Here is an 18,141-nt window from a genome sequence, read left to right on the forward strand (position 1 = left end):
CATATTCTACATACCTCTTTCTTCAGAGTAGTCGAAGATATATTGTCTAAATTCTAAAATACTTTCATGATTTAAAAGACCAATCACATTATTTGTCGATGGAATGACATCATAGATTAAATGTTCCATAGCAAATTGAATTGTCTGCATACCGATATAGAGGTTTGTGAAAAAATCTATATCGCCTTTTTGCCAGTATGTGATTAGCTCGGCAACATCCTGATGATTTTCACAACAAGGACATCCTGGGCAAAGACCTTTATTTTCAATAAAGCTCAAATGATATTGAGTTTGCTCCGCAATCATTCTCTCTCTTTCTTCAGAATCATCTGCAAAGCGGTCAATAAGAGGAATGGCGACATCATTATTCTCTTTAACGGCAATTAATAATTGCTCATAGAAAGTTGCATAGAGAGATGTAAAGATACAATCTTCCATCAGAAAGTAGAAGAGTTCTTCTTGTCCTTGGGCTGACTCTTTTAAATTGTCATAGGCCTTGAGAGCAAGAGTGTAAGGGAAGTCAGGGCTTCCTTCTAGATCGTGAAAGTATCTGGCCAAAGACTTGGATTCAGATTCTTTTTGCTTTCTAGGGTCTTTAAAAAATTTTTCAATCATTGACATGAGCACTTTCCTTGTTACACATACAATAAGTTTATTTTAATTCATTTTTAAGTATTTATCTAAAAATAAATTATACTTATTCACTCTTCGGCATTTTTACCACTTTTAGATAGCCATCTTCGCTAATAGGCAAATTTCTACACTTATGGTGCAGGGTTAGAGTGAATTTTATGTACTTGATTTATTTTATCAAGAATTTCATCATTCATTTCAAAATGAATAGAGTCTATATTTTCTTTTAATTGCTCTAGATTAGTTGCTCCAATGATATTGGAAGCAAGGAATGGTCTAGAATTTACAAAGGCCAGTGATAGTGTTGCCAGAGAAGTATCTAAAGACTTCGCAATATCTAAGTACATTTGCGTGGCCTTAACTGCTTCGGGACTTGAGTACCTAGAGTAGTGAGGCCATTTTGTAATACGAGCATTTTCTGGAAAATTGCCATTTAAATACTTTCCACTCAAGACTCCAAAGCCAAGAGGAGAGTAAGCGAGTAGACCAACATCTTCTCTATGACCAACTTCAGCTAAATTTATCTCGTATGTTCTATTGAGAAGATTATAAGGATTTTGGATCGTTTGCATTCTCGAAAATCCCTCTCTTTCACTTAGAGAGAGATACTTCATCAGACCCCAAGAAGTCTCATTCGACACTCCAATCTCACGAATCTTTCCACTTTCCTTTAATCTTGTAAGTGCTTCTAGAGTTTCCTCTAGAGGAACCATATCTTCATCACTATTGTGAATATAGTCTTTCTTTCCAAAGTAATTTGTATTTCTATCTGGCCAGTGCAGTTGATAGAGATCGATATAATCTGTCTTCAATCTTTCTAGAGAACCTTCTAAAGCTTGAATGATATGATCCCTAGTTAATCTTGGACCATTTCTTATATGCTTCATGTACTCACCTGGACCCACAACTTTCGAGGCCATAATGATTTTATCTCTTTGCTTTTGAAAAGTTTCCCAGTTTCCAAGAATCTCTTCAGTTCTGTGTACTGTGCGCGGTTTAGGTGGAATGGGATACATCTCAGCTGTATCGTAGAAATTTACTCCTTGGTCAAAGGCGTAGTCTAAGAGTTCAAAAGCCTCGTCTTGAGTATTCTGCTCTCCATAAGTCATAGTGCCCATGCAAATTAAACTAACATCTAAATCTGTGCGACCAAGTTTCTTAAATTTCATTTTCTTCCTATTGCTTTAATATAGATTCAATTTCTAAGTCAGTATTTTTCTTTATCGTCATGATTAGGTAAGTGATAATAAGACCAACCATAATAACCATTGGAACTGATATGACAGGAAAGCTAAGTGCCGTCATCTTTCCTAAACTCTCATTGAACTCAACAGTTCCTGGTTCTCCAACTAAAATCTTAATGGCCAAGATATAATTGAGTAGAGCAGAGATAAAGAACGTTCCTCCCAAGCAGAAAGAAGCAATCTTTAAGTTCTTAGCAAAGAGTCCAGAGTGCCCATTCTTGGCAAATGATTCATTAATTAACTCTAGGTTAATCATCTGCCCTAGAAAGGTCTTAACAAGAGGCTTACTGGTAAATTGGCTGATTATAACTGCGATACCCATAAGTAGAGGGATACCTGTTTCTTTGGCCACCATCCAATCTCTATTCAAATTAAATAATCCAATTCCACCAGTCATAATGACTGAAAAGAGACCTAGACCAGAGAAGAAATTTATTTTTCCCTGCTTTAGGTAGTCATAGATTCCGTACCCAATCGGAAAACTAAGTGCGAGAATTAGACTGTATACCTGACCCAAATGCTCGTCTGAACTGAATTTTGTTAAGATAACTGAAGGGATAATTACATTAAGTGTAATATTTAAAAATGAGTTCTCTTGCTTCTTATTTGGAGCTGTTTGCGTATTCATTGACTTCCTTTCTTTTAAAGATAACAAAATCTTACAGCCTTTTTTTTACCTTGTCAGATGATTTTGTGTCTGAAAAAGTATTAATACTAAAATTTAATTAACTATCAAGGATGATGTTATGAAAAAAGTAATTTTATCATGTGCTCTCGCACTATCTGTAAGCGCTGCCGCTCAAGACTTCAATGGATATATTGTAAAGTTTAAGCAAGGTTCAAACCTTCTAGAACAAAAATCTTTTAAGTCATTAGGAAAGGTAGAGAAATTAAACTTCTCTTTTGGTCAATTCGCTAAATTAAGTGAAGTTAATCTTTCAAATAAGGCAATGTCTGATTTAGCTAATAATCCAGAGATTGAATATATTGAGCCAAATTGGATTATCAAAGTTGATCCAGTTGATAGCTCTAAAGAAGAGTTAGATCCTAAGTACGCACAGCAGTGGGGACTTAAGAATACAGGTAGAAACTCTGGTGGTTGGTTCTCTAGTGGAAAGGCCGGAGAAGATGTTAACGCTGAGAAAGCTTGGGAAATTACTAAAGGTAGTAAAGATATTGTTGTTGCAGTTATCGATACTGGAATTGACTTCAGACACCCTGATTTAAAAGATCAAATGTGGACAAATGAAGCTGAACTAAATGGTATTGAAGGCGTTGATGACGATGGTAATGGATACGTTGACGATATCTATGGTTACGACTTCGCTAACCAAGATGGTAACCCAACAGATGGTCACTCTCACGGTACTCACTGTGCAGGTGTAATTGGTGCTTCTCACAACTCAATTGGTGTTATGGGTGTAATGGCCAATGTTAAGCTAATGGGAATTAAATTCTTAACTGATAGCGGTTCTGGTGAAACAGTAAATGCTATTAAGTCTATAGAGTACGCTGTAAAAAATGGAGCTCACATTACTTCAAACTCTTGGGGTGGTGGAGAAAAGTCTGAAGCATTAAAGGAAGCGATCAAAGCTGCTTACGATGCAGGAACAATGTTTGTAGCAGCTGCTGGTAACTCTAGATCTAATAATGACACTAGACCAACTTACCCTGCATCTTACGATGTTGAGGGATTAATTACTGTTGGAGCTATGGACGGTAAAGGAAATAGATCAAGCTTCTCTAACTACGGTAAGACAAGTGTTCATGTATTTGCTCCAGGTTCAAATATCCTTTCAACTGTAAAGAACGGTGGATATAAGAAAATGTCAGGAACTTCTATGGCAACTCCTTTTGTATCAGGTGTTCTAGGACTTCTTCTAGCGAATGAGCCAGGAATTACAATTGATCAAGCAAAAGAGAGATTAATGGAATCAACAATTCTAAATAGCTCTCTATCTGATTATGCAGCTGCTGGAAGAGTAGATGCTTATAGAATGCTAAGAAACGAAAGAAATTAATCTAGATTAAATTTCTTATCATAAGTGGGGGAGTCTTAGGACTCCCTTTTTATTTTTGTAAGAGACTTATAGATTATCCAAAGAAGTTGATCTCTCTTAGTGTAGACTCCATGACCGAAGATGGTGAGAAAAGAGTTTGGGATTTTTGAACTATCTTTAAAATCAACTAAGAAGTGATGACCTCTAGTATGTAACCTCTTTTTAAATTTTATATTTCTTCTAAGGCTTGTGACATCACTACCTATTCCTAGTATTAAGTCTAATTCTTCATTTCGAAGCTTGTCTTCTAAAACTAAAACTTTTGAGTCACTGCCTGCAACGGCCCATTGTTGAATATAGTCACCGCTCTTTGTTGTTATAGAACTTGAAAGACTTCCGCCCATGGGGACCTTTCCTCTATGATTTACAAAGTGCAGGAGCATATTATTCTTTAGATATTTCTCCGACCATGGGTAGCGAATAGGTGTTCCAAGAGTCACAAAGTCCATTGGCCTTTTTTTGAGTTGAGAAATTAGTTGTTCTAGTTCTTCTTTTTCTATTTCGTACTTTATGAGGAAATCTTTTAAGTGAATAGTTAGTGAATCATTACTTAGTAGATGGGATATAAGAGCAAAGAGTTGACCCGCATGAGAGTGACCATAGAGGAGAATCTTTTCACTTTTAGATGTATTCTTTGCAATTGATCTCATCAATTTCACTGCGCCTCTTATTCGGGCGATGTGATGATTAGACGAGGACCATGTAAAGTTCTCAAAATGGATATTTTCAGGACAATGTTGTTGCAGTCTCTCTAAGAGTTTAGGATGAAAATTTCCAACTTCTCTGGCGATGAGATTGCTTCCATTCTTCACTCCTTGGCGAATACTTTGAACGACTGTACTTGAGAGACTAGGGAAGGCATTCTGTATAAATGAAATAATATCAAAGGGGTCGTCGCCAACAAAAGTTCCATGAACAAAGTAGACACATGAATAATTTAGTTCTTCTAAGAGTCTTGGAACTTCGTTTTCAATAGAGAGATTTCCTTCTAGTTCTTCGAATTCTAATAATTCATAGCTCGCAGTTTTTGGAATTAAATCACTATAGTCTTGTAGAACTTCTAGTTTTGAAGTGTTGAACAGCCATAGCGCGAAGAGGTATGAGAAGAAGACAACTTGAATACAGAGGCTAAATAAAATTATGATCATCTTGCAAATTATAGCTAATATTTAAACATTGTGATAGAAGGTAGGAATGTTTAAGAAAGTCTTTCAATCAATATTTCCAAAGAAGCTTAAAGAAGAGGATATTACTCCTTATCTACTTATTGGGGAGAGTAAGGGAATTAATAAATTAGTAGATAGATTCTACTTTTATATGGACACTCTCTGCGAAGCCCAAAGGTGTAGAGAACTTCACCCTGAGAGTCTTGAGCCAGCAAAGAAGAAGTTAAAGATGTTTCTCTCTGGTTGGTTTGGAGGCCCTTCATTATATATAGAAAAATATGGTCATCCAAGAATGAGGGCGAGGCATTTGCCTTTTAAAATTTCTTCCGTTGAGAGGGATGAGTGGCTTCTGTGTATGAGAAAAGCGATGGATGACTTAAAATTAAATAAGGAATTCGATGGCTATCTATGGAAGAGCTTTGAGAGTTTTGCCGAGCACATGAGAAATCAAGAGAGCTGAAGTTCTATCTTTGAAAATATACCGTCTTTTAATTTATCGCAAATTTTGATTAAATCGTTCGTACTGATTCCACTATCTATCTTTGAATCATCTACCTTTAAGAAAAGCTCTTCGGCTCGCTCAATGTGGCCTAGTGCTGCTTGTTCAGATGAGAGTTTAAACTTTACTCCAGCGGCACACATTTTTATAAGTGCTTTACAAAAGTCTGCTGAGTCGCCCTCTCTTTGATGGGCATTCCAGATTGCTTCGAGATAGACGTGAGCTTCCCAGTAGTAGCCATGATTGATGAGATCAATTGCAAAGAGGTAATCTTTATTCTCCAGTGAAAGGGGAGAGGAGATAACTTCATCTTCGCCGAAACTATGTCCGCCTTCTTTATTGGGATGAATATTTTCTCCAGGGATAAAAGCGTAGCTTGGAAAACTACGCTCGGGTAAGTAGCGACTCATCGCTACTCAACATACCAATCGAAGTCATAGCCCAATTTTCCTTCTTCAATTAGAATTCTATGAACTATTTTTGACCATGTTTTATTAGAAGGATTCCAAGAGAATCTTGCTCTAGAGACTTTGCTCTTTATTCTATTGAACTCATCTACATCTCTTTGGTTCTTCCAATTAGGTGCCTGTAGATCAGCAATGATTCGTACTTTAGGAGAAGTTGCTAGCGCCGCAATTCTTTCAAAATCGTAGTGAGCGGCCACTTTTAGCATAGAGAGAACATCTGTCACTGCTCTATGTGGGAATGGATTAATAAAACCATGAGCATGTTCTAGGGCCGAAAGTGAATTTGCGATAATTCTCTTTGGAAATTCAATATCTGTCTTAGAGTCAATCCACTTCATTTCAGGAAAAGGAACTCTAAATCTTTCAAAAAGTGCGCGCAACATTGGAATATCGTAATTAGGTCCATTGTGTGCCATGATGAAATCGGCCTTCTTCATAATAATAGAAAGTCTCTCTAGGGCCATTCTAATTTCATCGCCTTGGAGACCGTACTTAAGAAGCATGATATCGTTAATTCCTGTCAGCTCTTCAATCTCTTCTGAAATAGGAAGTCTGTCTTCTTCGTGAATTAATTCTGAGTAAATCTTAATTGGCTGATTAAACTCCGTATCCCATAGTACAGCGCCAATTTCAGTGACTCTGTCTTTAGCGAGATTTAATCCATTCTCAACTAAATTTTCATTCATTCCCTCTAAATCAATTCCAAGAATTAACATTTCTGACCCTTTTATTTCGTAATAACAATGAGTTGTACTTATATCGGCCATGAGACCTCTTTACAATTGTCTTTTGTTCAAAGGAAGTATTATTTGCGAATGCTCAATAAATAAGTTCTATAAGGCTTTGAAATTATGAAATATTTAGCCTAGTATAATGACAAGAAATTGACAGGAAGCGGACACAAAGAAGTGCTTCAATATAGTAACTTTAGTACTGAAAATGAAATTATACTTAGTCCTCATATTTACAGCAATTTCCATGGCCTTTGCCACGGGATATGTCTCACTCTTATTGAAGGGGACTTATACTTCAACTCCTGAAGATGAGGAGCAGATAACTAGACTGAAGTTGAATTTTCAAAAGTCAGTGGCCCCAAAATCTATTATCAATTTTAATTCTCTCTACTATTCACCTGAGCAGTTTCAATTAATTGATCCTATCTATACCTTACCTGAGCCTGGTTCCGATAAGAGTGTGCAATACTTCTCAAGCCGCGGCTGTTTTACTGGCCTTAAGTCTCTTTTAAGTCGAATGAACTTTGAAAAGGTTTGGGTTTGGGAAGAGTATAGATGTGGGAAAATTGATCGACTCAATGATAGCTTCTTTAGAGAAGCGCCTTATATGCACCCAAGTGGAAAGAGTTACGCCTATCTCGCTTATCTTTTGAATAAGAATAATAAGAACAATAGAGAGTGGGTCTTAAGAAACCTTCAATACTTTCATGTTACAGAGTTATCAATTATTTCTAGATCAATTGGAGACTTGGGTGGGAAGTTTGCTCTTTTGGCAAAGCTAGATACTGACTCACTTCGAAAAGTTTCTAGAGGAAGGGGAACAATTCTAACGGAGGACTTTCTTCTTGCAAGAATAACTTATCCATCTTTCTTCTCGATTTTAGAATACCGCTTCTATGCTCGTGACGACTTGGAGAGTTTTCTAAAGGACTCGCCTTACTTTCTACATAATCACCGCTTTGGAAGAAGTTGTTTCTATCAAGATGGACAACTTTGTTGGGAATATCGAGTTGGACATATTCTTACTATTGCCAATAAGGGAACCATCATCTTTCTCTTTGGACTGGTACTCATTTGTGTGATTGTTGTTAGATTACTCATTATTCGACTTAAGAATCAAAAACATGAGGATGAGAAAAGACGTTTGGCCCTTCGAATCTTGGGACATGAATTTCGTACACCTATAACAAGTATGCTACTTCTCATGGAAAAGCTAAATAAGAAGTACGATACGATGGATGATGAAGTTCAGGAAACGTTTCTTAGAATGTCTAGTGAGGTCTATCGACTTCAGAGGCTAACTGAAACTTCGCGCCACTACCTAAAGGCCAATAAAGGTAAGAAGCTCATTCATATTAATTGTGAAGAGATTGGCTCAATGAATGATTTCATCTATGAAATTGCGCTTCCTTTCATTGACGAACACGGTGATGATCTTACTTTAAATTTACCACTAGAAGATAGAAGTTTTAATGTGGATTCTTATTGGACGCAAATTGTTTTAAAGAACCTCATTGGCAACGCATTCTTTCATGGAAAGGCACCTGTGGAAGTCCGTGTAGAGTATTTAAAAGATGCCGTAGAAGTTTGTGTGATTGACAATGGTGAATGTCAGTTCCATAGCTTTGCAGAGATGTCTGAAGAGTTTGCAAAAGGAAATAAGAGTTCCGGAACGGGGCTTGGGCTAAATATAGTTAAGCAAGTAGTGAAAGAGATGGGAGGAGATATTAGCTTCTCTCCAAATCCAACTACTTTTCGTGTGGTCTTAAAGAAGAGGCGACCTACTAAAGGAGAGAGTTTGTCATGAGTAAGGTATTATTAGTTGAGGATGACGATAGTTTAGGTTCCTCTCTAAAAAGCTATTTGACAGGAGAGGGGCACGAAGTTGTTTGGGCCCAGTCACTTTCTATGGCCAGAGAACTTAAGAGCGACGAAGAGATTATTATCCTAGATTGGATGCTGCCTGATGGACAGGGAGTAGACTTTTTAAAAGAGCTCAGAGAAGCAGAGATAAATAAGCCTGTAATCATGCTGACGGCGAGAACTGACTTGATCGATAAGGTCATAGGTCTTGAGGCGGGGGCAAATGATTATATGACAAAGCCTTTTGAACCAAGAGAGCTCATAGCGAGAATTCGCGTTCAAATTAGAGATCATGCTAAGAAGGATCACGACTCAAGTGATGGTGTTCTTACTAGGGGAGATCTAGTCATTAATCAAAATGAGCGAGAGATTCGCTGGCATGGCGAGGTGATTGAGTTTACAAAAATGGAATTTGATTTCCTTACGCTCTTAGCAGAGAGTCCAAATAGGGCCTTCTCAAGAGAGGAAATTCTCAATAAGGTTTGGGGTTATGAAAATTATCCTTCAACTCGAACTGTGGACACACACGTTTTACAAATTCGCCAAAAACTCAGTGATGAATTAATCGAAACCGTTCGAGGAATTGGTTACCGCTTTCGTTTTAACGAAGGTTAATCCCTCATTTTAAATAATTTTGAGAGTGTCAGTTTTTTATCTTAGATAAAGCTGACCTCTCGATACTTCTTTTTCTATTTCTTAATTTTTCTTAATCTTAAACAATATAAAGGTTCTTAGTTTATACTACTATTGTACATAAATTAAGAGGCGCTTCGTTGAAGAAAACACTAATTATTTTTTCTATATTTATTCTCTTGGTCACTCTTTACCGGTGTAGAGATTTTTTCTACTACACAAGAATGTGGTTAACATATGAGCCAAAAACTTTTATGGGAAATATGGAACCACCATTTCCTAATTGGTTTGAAGTGATGTGGTCGTTAAAAGGGCCAGATAGAAATAAGAATGGAATTCGTGATGACGTTGAGATTTATATTAATAATGAGTTTAAAGGTTTAAATGAGAGTGAGCTTATTATGATTTACAATTACGCAAGGTTGAATCATAAGACTCTAGTTTTAGACTCTAGTAGTGAATATAGAGAGAAGTATTGGATAGATTATAATATAAATATATTGTGTATTTCGGATTATACTTCGTTTATGAAAAACTCTGATGACAGATTTGGTGAAAAACGAAGTCGTATGTATAGACAGAAGAAGAGGGCGATATATCATCTGATAATGAATACCTACCTGAGGGAATCTATTTCTAACTTATTTTTGAACAAATTTCATATGTGGGGATTTGAAACGGGTGGACTTAAAGACATACATAGAGAGCTTAATACATGGAAGTATTGTGGATTTGATAAAATGGAGTCAGAGAGAATCGCAAGTAAATTCTTAGACAATAAATTTAAATATTATAAAAAAATCGAAATTTTAAATTTCATTAAATTCTATGAGGATGAATATGGAAAAGTTAATAGAAATATTTATGAAAAGTATCTTAAATAGCAAAGATATTAACTATAGTCTCTAGCTCTAGTTGGACTTACGAGTATCAGCTTAAGTGGTTACAATTTGAAAAGTAGTTATGGGGAATTTTAAATAAGAGGAATATTTGTGGTTATTGATCTACTAATACTTAATTTGATTGTGTTTATTTACTTCCGTAGAAAAGGAATGAGTGCAGAAAAGTCTCTTAAAAAAGGTTTTAAGGCAATGTTAATTGCAACACCTATTAAGTTTGCACTCATCTTTCTACTTGTTCCACAATACTTGCCAATTTATCCTGAGAAGAGGAAACTAAGTGAGACTGAAGTTAACATGATTGGAACAGCTATTTGGGGTTATACTATTTTTTACCCTGTTTGGGGATCTTATTACTATGGAATGTCTACCTATAGAAGTAAATTTAAGCCAGACTTTTACATTGATGAAGATGTTTCGAAGTATGGAGAACTCTGTGAGGATAGTAAATGGAGTGACTTTGAACCCTGTCATAAATATATTCAAAACTTAGGTGATCTAAAAAAGTATGAGAGTCGATTTCTTGTAGATGCAAAGAAGTTTCTTACTAAGTTTCCTGATCGAAGATGTGACTCCATTCATGCGATCATAGGTGGGTTGAGTAACTTTTCTAAAGAATCATCAGGTGAGAAAAAACAATTGGCTGGTGCTCAGGGAGTCAGCAACTTTGGAGAGAGGCTAGCAAGTTTATACTTTGGTCACTTTGATGATTTCTTTGCTCCTTATGAAGATCAGTGTCATAAGATAGCCCATAAAAAATTTTATATCTATTTTCATAGTAAGAAAGGGGACTATTTTGATAATGATATGAATAATTATCTACAATTTGTATGTGAGAAGTATAATTCGTACTGTTCTAGATATTGGGAACGGTTTTATAGTGTTTCTTATGATCAAAATTACGCCATAGCAAATGAGCTTCATCAGGAGTTATGCGAAAAGTGGCCCAAGATGAGAATGTGTCGTACTCCAAGAGGTCAGTCTATTAAGGAGTATAATAATATGATTGAAAAAATTAGAGAGTCAGGAGATCGTTCGGAAAAGACATCATTTAACAACTTAGATACAGATAAGGCGTATTAGTTTTTTATTCTTTTAAATTATTTGTAATTATTTACAGAAAGAACCAGGCGCAAGGAAGCGCCTGGAGAGATTGTTTTTAGAAGTCTTTTACAAGTTCTACTAGTTCAGGGTAGTCAATAAAAGGATTTCTATTATGTTGTACAGAGAAGACTTTATTATTTCTTTCTCTTTCTTTGTCTGAAACAGGATCTAATTTGTGCCACTCTCTAAGTGTTGCTTCTTGCTCTGGATCGATATTCATAGCGTCTTTATTCTTACTATTGAAATATCTCGCTGACATGTAGAACATAGCTCTTGCGATATCACCTTTTACAGCATCTGGAGCATCCATATAAGTCTTTCCATTATTAGTGAATAACTTTGCTTCGCTATCTGCACAGTATTGTGAGAAGTCATTTGTTACAGTTCCACCATTAGAAAGACTTCCAAATGGAAGATTAGATCTCTTAGAGTTCGTTGTAATAAATGAAGGAGCTAAGTTGTGTAGATCTGAAAGTTTTAAATTGTAATATTTAGAATCTTCGATTTCTTCAAACTTACTTCTAGGCCAAATATGTTCAGCATTGATTGTATTGTAATCAGGTCTTCTCATGACGCCGATTGAATATTGTGGGTTTTGAAGATCGTTTGTTGTAAAAACTTTTTGGCAGTAGATTGTATCGAGAGCGAATTCTCCGGCATCATTCTTAAAGAGATCAATCTTTCCATAGAGGTAAGTTCTCGCTCTTTGATAATCTCTATAAGTATCAAAATCATGAGAATAACAAGACTCTGACTCTGGAGCACCTTTTGGGCATCTCTCTGTTGTGTCTCTCTTACCAGGAACTCTTGTGTGCTCCCATTTTAGAACCTTATTAAGTTCTGATTTTAATTTATCAAGGTCAGCCTGAGAGATGGTCGCTGGGTTAGAAAGCTTTGATAAGTACTTAGCGTGAAAACCATCGTTGTAGTAATCTGCTGGATTGTCGTGAGCAGTTATCTCTACAATTGCACTTAAGTTTTGAGTGTTATCTGACTGGAAATTTCCAGTACCACTTCCTGATACAGGTGTATCGAAAGTATGTTTATCACCACAGGCACCAAGTAGTGCAAGTCCTAAAATAAGTATCGCCGATTTCTTCATTTCTTCCCCTAGAGTTTTTTTGCAAAATTAAAATATTAATTTCAAAGAGTCTAGGAGGCGTGTAAGTGTTACTCGACAAGATTCTGTCAGAAAATGATTAGGCCATGGGTACGAGAGTTGATTTAACTACTCGAAATTTAAAGAAAAACACACAGCTTAGCCCAACAGACATTATCGTGAGCCCTATGGCGAGTCCCGCCCAAAGCCCTGCTGCTTCCATTCCCTTGCTCGTGGCGAGCCAATATCCAATAGGGATACCTATACACCAGTTGAAAATGAGGGATAAGATCATTGGATGCTTTGTCTCTTCGAGACCTCTAAGTATTCCCCAGAGTGTGACTTGAATTCCATCAGGAATTTGAAAAAGCCCAACATAGAGCAGTAGGCCTGCGCTATAGGAGATAAGCTCTGGATCATCAGTTGCAAAGCGAACAAGAATATCTGGAAAACTTAAGTACATAGCACAAGTTCCAATCATTATTATAGCAACCATAATGATGGAAGAGAGTGAGTAAATTAAAATCCCTTGCTGGCTACCAGCACCATATTCTTTTCCTACTTTTACAGAGGCAGCACTTGAGATGGCCAAAGGAATCATAAAAGTACAACTCGCAAGATTGATAACAATATTGTGCGAAGCTGAGGCGATAATTGACATTTTTCCAATCAGGACAGTCACTGCTGAAAACATCAGAACTTCGCTTAAAGTTCCAAGCCCAATAGGGATACCAAATTTATAGATTCTCTTAAAGAGTACTTGATTAAAGTTCCAATCAATTTCAAACTTAGCTTTAGTGTAAATGAAGAGTGCACCAAACATAAGTGTTCTTGAAATAAGAGTTGCTAGGGCCGCACCTTTTATTCCCATTTCTGGGAAACCAAATTCTCCAAAGATAAAAATATAATTCATTCCAACATTAATTACGTTGAAGAAGAGTATTAGGGAATTTGAGAAGATATTCTTATCCCAAGCTTGCAGGTATTCTTTTGATATTTGAAAGAGTATCGCAGGTATAATACTAGGTCCCGCTATTAAAATATAATCTTTAATTAGGGGAGTTATAGTAGGGTTAAAATTAAAAAGTGGAAGCGCTACGATGAGTGCTCCTATGGCCACGAGAAGTCCCACACTAACAGTGAGCATTAAATAATGGGCATTGGCAAAAATAGATTTATCTTTTTCGTTCTTCCCTCTGAATTGGCTAGTAAGAGGACCGACGGCAAATGTAATCCCAAGTCCAAACATTAATAGAGGTGCTAAGAGACCATTGGCCACCCCAAGGGCCGCCACAACATCATTGGAATATCTACCGGCAACTATTATATCTCCAATCCCAAAAAGCATTTGACCAACTTGTCCTGCGATAAGTGGGATTGAGAAGAGAAAAATCTCTTTTATAGTAGATAGATAGGTCTTTTTCATGAAAATCATTTATCAGTAGTGTTGTTATTATGCAATCTATAGCAGATAATTATAATGTTAATTATCAACTTGATTCATCTACTAATAAATATAGAGTAAAAAAGTGCATAATAAAATAAGAAATAGACTTGTCGACTTTGCTGTACTTCATCCTTATAGATGTCTAGTTATTGCACTTCTTCTATTTTTAAGTGGACTGCCATTTCTTTCAAATACGAGAATGGACTTCTCTGCCAAAGTTTGGTTTGCAAGCCACGACCCCAATATTAAAACTTTAGAGACATTCGAGAGAACATTTGGAAATGATGAGGCAGCAACTCTCATTATCGAGTCAGATAAAGATATATTTAATCCGCACTTCATGGATATTTTAAATAAGTTAACTGAGAAGATGTGGAAAGTTCCAGAGGTGATGAGAGTTCAGTCTTTAACTAACTTTTATTGGACGAGATCATTTGAGGATGAAATTCTAACTGAAGAGTTTCTGTATGCTGAAAAATTAAATGACCAACAATATCTTAATGAAAAGAAAGTGTCTGCTCTAGAGCACAAAGTCATTCCTGGCTACTATATTAGTGAAGACGCTAAGAGTGCTTCTATCTATGCGTATATTTCTCATAACCCTGATGTCGCTCCGGATTACGCTAAAATTACTGAGGGATTAAAAGAGGTTACTAAGGAATTTGAAAATGAGCCTGGTATTAAATTTCACTATATGGGACAGCCTCCTCTTTCAGATCGTTTTCAGAAAGTATCTTTTGATGATTTAGGGACAATGGCCCCTCTTCTAATGTTACTAGTCATTATTTATCTCATCTTTTGTTTTAGATCAGTGATTGGTGTAGCGATTCCAACTATTATTATTACGCTATCTCTAATATCTACAACAGCTCTAATTGGTGTTTTTGGGTTTACGATTAATAGTTTAACTTTTGTTTTACCCTCAATTTTAATTGCAATTTCGGTGGCCGACTCTGTTCATATTATGGCCGCATTCTACGATGAATTCTCTAAGAAAGGTGATTGCTTTCATGCCTGTACTCACTCTTTAAGAAAGAATTTATGGCCAATATTTCTAACGACATTCTCAACGATGATTGGCTTTTTCTCCCTTTACTCAAGTGATATTAAGCCAGTTTCAGACCTTGGAGTCTTAGCGGGAGTGGGTACTTTTCTGGCCTTCTCCTATACGTACTTAACAACAATTCCACTACTCATAATCTTTAATAAGAATAGCGCCTCGAAAAGCTTAAACACTAAAACTCTTTCCGAGAGTGCTGTGAGAAGTTATCTCAACTTTGTTCGTGAGAAGAGAGTATGGATAATAACATTATTCATTTTAATTTCTGGATCTTTTACTTATTTAGCTCTTCAAAATGAGATCAACTCTGACCCCTATACTTACTTCTCTGAAAGTGACCCTATTTCGAAGGGAAATCGCTTTGTTTTAAATTCCTATGGAGGAGTCGGGGGGCCTGAGCTTATTGTTGATTCCGGTGAGCCTGGTGGAATCACTTCTCCTGAGTTCTTGTATAAAGTAGAGCTTTTTCAAGATTGGCTTGAAGATAAAGAGTATGTGAATAAATCGGTGAGTATAATTAATATTCTCAAAGAGATGAATCAATCTCTCAATGGTGGAAAGAAAGAATTCTTCAAAATCCCTGAGAGAAAAGATCAAATTGCTCAAGAGCTCTTCATGTATACCATGTCACTTCCGGTGGGAATGGATTTAAATAATAGGATGGATCTCTCGCAACAGAAATTGCGCCTCTCCGTGCTGTGGTCTCTCCAAACTTCTAAAGATTCTTTAAAGGGCGTAGAGGATTATGAACAGAAGGCTAAAGAGATAGGCCTCAATATCAAAACGACAGGTAAGCCAATACTCTTTCATAGAATGAATAGTTATGTTGTCTACACTTTCTTTACATCAATTGCTATGGCCCTCGTGCTCATAACAATTATTATGATCTTTATCTTTAAAGATTTAAAGTTAGGTCTATTGAGTCTCATCCCTAATATATTACCAATCGTTTTTGGTGCGGGAGCGCTTACTCTCTTGGACACCCCCATTGATATTGGATGTGCAATAGTGGCCTCTGTGACTCTTGGGATTGCTGTAGATGATACGATACATTTTCTAAGTCACTACAATCTTCTTCGTAGAAGCGGAATGAATATCTATGACTCCATGTTTAAGGTATTCACTTCAACAGGGCTTGCATTAATAGTTACTACCGTAATCTTAGTTTCTTGTTTTGGACTGTTTATGTTTGCGAACTTAACTCCGAACATAAATTTCGGAATTCTTTGCGCTTTAGTTCTCTCTCTCGCTCTTGTTACTGACTTGCTCTTGTTGCCTGCTATTATTTTTTGTTTTAAAGACCGAGAGTAGGGTTATTTAAAATTCTTCCAAGGTGAAATTTTTCAATCATGGAAACATCTTCAAAATGTAATCCAATACCTTGTGGATAACTTCCTGTTGCTTGTGCCTTTCTGACAACTTGTGCTTTACAGTGAAATTCTACGTCGTCTTTATTTCCAATTAGGACTTTTACTTCTTTTCCAAGCTCTAATTCTTTATCCAAGAAGTGATTGGAGTCTTCACTCATGGATATGAAGGCACCTGTCTTTGAAAGATCATGGGTGTGGGCCAGAACACAGAGATCTTCATCGAGAACTACCCAAATTGGAAGTGTTTTTTGATAGCGCTTAGGTATAAGCCACCATCTCTTATCTGGATTTTTAACTGTGAATCTCACTGTCTTATTTATAATGAATAGGAGTGCCAGCGCTGTTGCTCCCAGTGATGCAAAGAGAGGAAGATACCACTGTGTGTGTAGAGCATATTTAAAAACAAAGTAATTATTAATATGAATAGCAAGAAGAAGCGGAACGATAGCAAGGCCAAGTAGTTTATGACCGTTAAAGGTTAGTGATAATGTAATTAAGCACATTGCTATGACAAACCAGTTAAAAATAGTGATCTGACTTAAAAGAATATCTATATTGAGCGCCGTCACCTGTGTTTGGAAAATAATTTGTAGTGGAATTGAAATAACAACTCCAATCAAAACCAAACTTGTAAAGAGTAATAACTTCGGTCTTTGCTTCATACCTTATTCCTTATCGATAGAGTATTGTCTGCAGTAACTCTTTACTTTATAGACATACTTTCTAGCTTCTTTTAACTCTCTTGAGTCAAGCCAGTAGATTCCTTTATTGAGTAAACTCCTCTTCACTCGGCTAGGGCCAGAATTATAACTTGCAAGTATAACGGAGGTGATCTCTTCGCTATTGTCCTTTAGACCAGAGGGAAGGGCTTCTGCATTCTGGGGTCTCTTCCAATAATTTGAAATATATTTAAGGTAGTCATAGCCCCCTTGAATAGATTCCCTAGGATTGAGTTTCCAGTCATTATCTTTGTTAATTTTTCCCGTTTCTATGTACTTCTTTAAAACTGATGCCGGTAGGCGACCCCACTTGGGGTAGGGGGTATAATCTCTATTTTCTAATAATTGTCTTTCTGCAACTGGAGTTATTTGTGTGAGTCCAACCGCCTTGGCCCAGCTTACGGCCTTTGGGTTGAAGCTAGACTCTTGAGCAATTAGTCCGGCCATGAGAGCGGAGTTCATATGCATATTATTTGAGACTTCTTTAAGGGCCCTTTTAACAGATGATCTTGCTCTAATTTTTGCGGCCGAAAGAAGTGGCATTTTTTGTATGTCGCAGTCTGGAAATGGATAGTGCTTTCCAATAGGGGTTGCGACAGGGCTACTTTTATAGACGACATTAAAGTTATGAGACTCTACTGGAGGTAAAGTTAGGTTGTCGATGCGATAAAGTATTCGATCTTTTGTTTTAAATACTTCTGAGATTGACTCTACCTGTTTCGTAATGTCTTTATCATTGTAGAAGAAGTAAACTTGATCTTCTTTGGCATTAATTGGTCTTTGTATTTCAATTTGAAAGTTTCGACTCTCGTGTAGTACTTGGTACTTGGGAGAGAAAATTATATTGTTGGAGGACTTATAAAATGTTTTCTCCATAGAAGTACCGAAATACTGTTGCTCTAATTGAGAGAGTGAGTACGAAGATCCAAATGGGTGATAGGGACCGGCGCAGCTTACAAATAAAAGTGAGATGAAAAAGTAGAGGACTTTCAAGCCACTTCCTTGGTTAAGATGTTAGTAAGTAAAAGGTTTCCATATAGGCACTATACAGAAATAGCTGAGCGAATCACTTTGAAAAAGGTTTTTTGAGTTATCAGGGGTTTATAGAGGAAATTCGGCACTATTTCTTGGCGCTTATTTTGTG

17 protein-coding genes are annotated in these 18,141 nt (G+C 36.6%); 7 read left to right on the top strand and 10 right to left on the bottom strand.

Annotated features, from left to right (window positions below; genetic code table 11):
• Positions 1–6 precede the first annotated feature (6 nt).
• From BMS_RS06360 to BMS_RS06370, 3 genes are all read right to left on the bottom strand, one after another.
• Positions 7–621 (bottom strand): hypothetical protein, encoded by a 615-nt coding sequence (locus tag BMS_RS06360; protein ID WP_044557354.1) that lies wholly within the window; start codon positions 619–621, stop codon positions 7–9.
• Positions 622–764: 143 nt separating this feature from the next.
• Positions 765–1,802: an aldo/keto reductase gene (locus BMS_RS06365; protein WP_014243983.1), complete on the bottom strand. Its 1,038-nt coding sequence runs from the start codon at positions 1,800–1,802 to the stop codon at positions 765–767.
• A gap of 7 nt (positions 1,803–1,809) precedes the next feature.
• Positions 1,810–2,505, bottom strand: a complete 696-nt coding sequence (locus BMS_RS06370) for a VC0807 family protein (RefSeq protein ID WP_044557355.1) — start codon at positions 2,503–2,505, stop codon at positions 1,810–1,812.
• A gap of 118 nt (positions 2,506–2,623) precedes the next feature.
• On the opposite strand from BMS_RS06370, the gene BMS_RS06375 reads away from it, so the two are divergent.
• Positions 2,624–3,898: a S8 family peptidase gene (locus tag BMS_RS06375; RefSeq protein ID WP_014243985.1), complete on the top strand. Its 1,275-nt coding sequence runs from the start codon at positions 2,624–2,626 to the stop codon at positions 3,896–3,898.
• Positions 3,899–3,933: 35 nt separating this feature from the next.
• Here BMS_RS06375 and BMS_RS06380 read toward each other — a convergent pair whose 3' ends face one another.
• Positions 3,934–5,085, bottom strand: a complete 1,152-nt coding sequence (locus BMS_RS06380; protein WP_014243986.1) for a hypothetical protein — start codon at positions 5,083–5,085, stop codon at positions 3,934–3,936.
• Between the two features lie 46 nt (positions 5,086–5,131).
• On the opposite strand from BMS_RS06380, the gene BMS_RS06385 reads away from it, so the two are divergent.
• Positions 5,132–5,563: a group II truncated hemoglobin gene (locus BMS_RS06385; RefSeq protein ID WP_014243987.1), complete on the top strand. Its 432-nt coding sequence runs from the start codon at positions 5,132–5,134 to the stop codon at positions 5,561–5,563.
• On the opposite strand, the gene BMS_RS16835 is transcribed toward BMS_RS06385, so the two are convergent.
• Together BMS_RS16835 and BMS_RS06395 are read right to left on the bottom strand one after the other, a co-directional pair.
• Positions 5,551–6,012: a DUF309 domain-containing protein gene (locus BMS_RS16835; protein WP_014243988.1), complete on the bottom strand. Its 462-nt coding sequence runs from the start codon at positions 6,010–6,012 to the stop codon at positions 5,551–5,553. The two genes, BMS_RS06385 and BMS_RS16835, sit on opposite strands and share 13 nt — an antisense overlap.
• Before the next feature lie 2 nt (positions 6,013–6,014).
• Positions 6,015–6,836, bottom strand: a complete 822-nt coding sequence (locus BMS_RS06395; RefSeq protein ID WP_014243989.1) for a 3'-5' exonuclease — start codon at positions 6,834–6,836, stop codon at positions 6,015–6,017.
• 172 nt (positions 6,837–7,008) lie between these two features.
• On the opposite strand from BMS_RS06395, the gene BMS_RS06400 reads away from it, so the two are divergent.
• The 4 genes from BMS_RS06400 (at position 7,009) to BMS_RS06415 (ending at position 11,281) form a co-directional block, all read left to right on the top strand.
• A complete protein-coding gene (locus BMS_RS06400) occupies positions 7,009–8,610 on the top strand; it encodes a sensor histidine kinase (RefSeq protein ID WP_044557356.1) in 1,602 nt (533 codons plus the stop codon).
• Positions 8,607–9,281 (top strand): response regulator transcription factor, encoded by a 675-nt coding sequence (locus BMS_RS06405; protein ID WP_014243991.1) that lies wholly within the window; start codon positions 8,607–8,609, stop codon positions 9,279–9,281. The genes BMS_RS06400 and BMS_RS06405 overlap by 4 nt, the downstream gene beginning before the upstream one ends.
• Positions 9,282–9,562: 281 nt before the next feature.
• Positions 9,563–10,183: a hypothetical protein gene (locus BMS_RS06410; protein WP_231853108.1), complete on the top strand. Its 621-nt coding sequence runs from the start codon at positions 9,563–9,565 to the stop codon at positions 10,181–10,183.
• A 168-nt stretch (positions 10,184–10,351) separates the two neighbouring features.
• Positions 10,352–11,281 (top strand): hypothetical protein, encoded by a 930-nt coding sequence (locus BMS_RS06415; RefSeq protein WP_157868251.1) that lies wholly within the window; start codon positions 10,352–10,354, stop codon positions 11,279–11,281.
• Between the two features lie 76 nt (positions 11,282–11,357).
• On the opposite strand, the gene BMS_RS16840 is transcribed toward BMS_RS06415, so the two are convergent.
• Positions 11,358–12,404 carry an endonuclease I family protein gene (locus BMS_RS16840; RefSeq protein WP_014243994.1) on the bottom strand — a complete coding sequence of 349 codons (1,047 nt, stop codon included), beginning with the start codon at positions 12,402–12,404 and terminating at the stop codon, positions 11,358–11,360.
• Between the two features lie 97 nt (positions 12,405–12,501).
• Entirely contained in the window at positions 12,502–13,827 is a 1,326-nt protein-coding gene (locus BMS_RS06425; RefSeq protein WP_044557358.1) for an MATE family efflux transporter, read from the bottom strand.
• Between the two features lie 103 nt (positions 13,828–13,930).
• Here BMS_RS06425 and BMS_RS06430 point away from each other — a divergent pair, with 103 nt between their 5' ends.
• Positions 13,931–16,219, top strand: coding sequence for an efflux RND transporter permease subunit (locus tag BMS_RS06430; protein WP_014243996.1), 2,289 nt, complete (start codon positions 13,931–13,933; stop codon positions 16,217–16,219).
• On the opposite strand, the gene BMS_RS06435 is transcribed toward BMS_RS06430, so the two are convergent.
• Positions 16,203–16,940: a PilZ domain-containing protein gene (locus BMS_RS06435; RefSeq protein ID WP_014243997.1), complete on the bottom strand. Its 738-nt coding sequence runs from the start codon at positions 16,938–16,940 to the stop codon at positions 16,203–16,205. The two genes, BMS_RS06430 and BMS_RS06435, sit on opposite strands and share 17 nt — an antisense overlap.
• Before the next feature lie 3 nt (positions 16,941–16,943).
• Positions 16,944–17,990, bottom strand: coding sequence for a lytic transglycosylase domain-containing protein (locus BMS_RS06440; RefSeq protein WP_014243998.1), 1,047 nt, complete (start codon positions 17,988–17,990; stop codon positions 16,944–16,946).
• Between the last annotated feature and the right edge of the window lie 151 nt (positions 17,991–18,141).

Origin of the sequence: Halobacteriovorax marinus SJ, from assembly GCF_000210915.2 — a bacterium.
In the GTDB taxonomy this organism is placed as follows: domain Bacteria; phylum Bdellovibrionota; class Bacteriovoracia; order Bacteriovoracales; family Bacteriovoracaceae; genus Halobacteriovorax; species Halobacteriovorax marinus.

Bases quoted from the DNA above. Each gene is read 5' to 3' on its own strand.
- BMS_RS06360 (WP_044557354.1), bottom strand. From the start codon at position 621: ATGTCAATGATTGAAAAATTTTTTAAAGACCCTAGAAAGCAAAAAGAA.
- BMS_RS06410 (WP_231853108.1), top strand. From the start codon at position 9,563: ATGGAACCACCATTTCCTAATTGGTTTGAAGTGATGTGGTCGTTAAAA.
- BMS_RS06380 (WP_014243986.1), bottom strand. From the start codon at position 5,085: ATGATCATAATTTTATTTAGCCTCTGTATTCAAGTTGTCTTCTTCTCA.
- BMS_RS06395 (WP_014243989.1), bottom strand. From the start codon at position 6,836: ATGGCCGATATAAGTACAACTCATTGTTATTACGAAATAAAAGGGTCA.
- BMS_RS06435 (WP_014243997.1), bottom strand. From the start codon at position 16,940: ATGAAGCAAAGACCGAAGTTATTACTCTTTACAAGTTTGGTTTTGATT.
- BMS_RS06365 (WP_014243983.1), bottom strand. From the start codon at position 1,802: ATGAAATTTAAGAAACTTGGTCGCACAGATTTAGATGTTAGTTTAATT.
- BMS_RS06425 (WP_044557358.1), bottom strand. From the start codon at position 13,827: ATGAAAAAGACCTATCTATCTACTATAAAAGAGATTTTTCTCTTCTCA.
- BMS_RS16840 (WP_014243994.1), bottom strand. From the start codon at position 12,404: ATGAAGAAATCGGCGATACTTATTTTAGGACTTGCACTACTTGGTGCC.
- BMS_RS06415 (WP_157868251.1), top strand. From the start codon at position 10,352: ATGAGTGCAGAAAAGTCTCTTAAAAAAGGTTTTAAGGCAATGTTAATT.
- BMS_RS06400 (WP_044557356.1), top strand. From the start codon at position 7,009: ATGAAATTATACTTAGTCCTCATATTTACAGCAATTTCCATGGCCTTT.
- BMS_RS06385 (WP_014243987.1), top strand. From the start codon at position 5,132: ATGTTTAAGAAAGTCTTTCAATCAATATTTCCAAAGAAGCTTAAAGAA.
- BMS_RS06375 (WP_014243985.1), top strand. From the start codon at position 2,624: ATGAAAAAAGTAATTTTATCATGTGCTCTCGCACTATCTGTAAGCGCT.
- BMS_RS06370 (WP_044557355.1), bottom strand. From the start codon at position 2,505: ATGAATACGCAAACAGCTCCAAATAAGAAGCAAGAGAACTCATTTTTA.
- BMS_RS16835 (WP_014243988.1), bottom strand. From the start codon at position 6,012: ATGAGTCGCTACTTACCCGAGCGTAGTTTTCCAAGCTACGCTTTTATC.
- BMS_RS06405 (WP_014243991.1), top strand. From the start codon at position 8,607: ATGAGTAAGGTATTATTAGTTGAGGATGACGATAGTTTAGGTTCCTCT.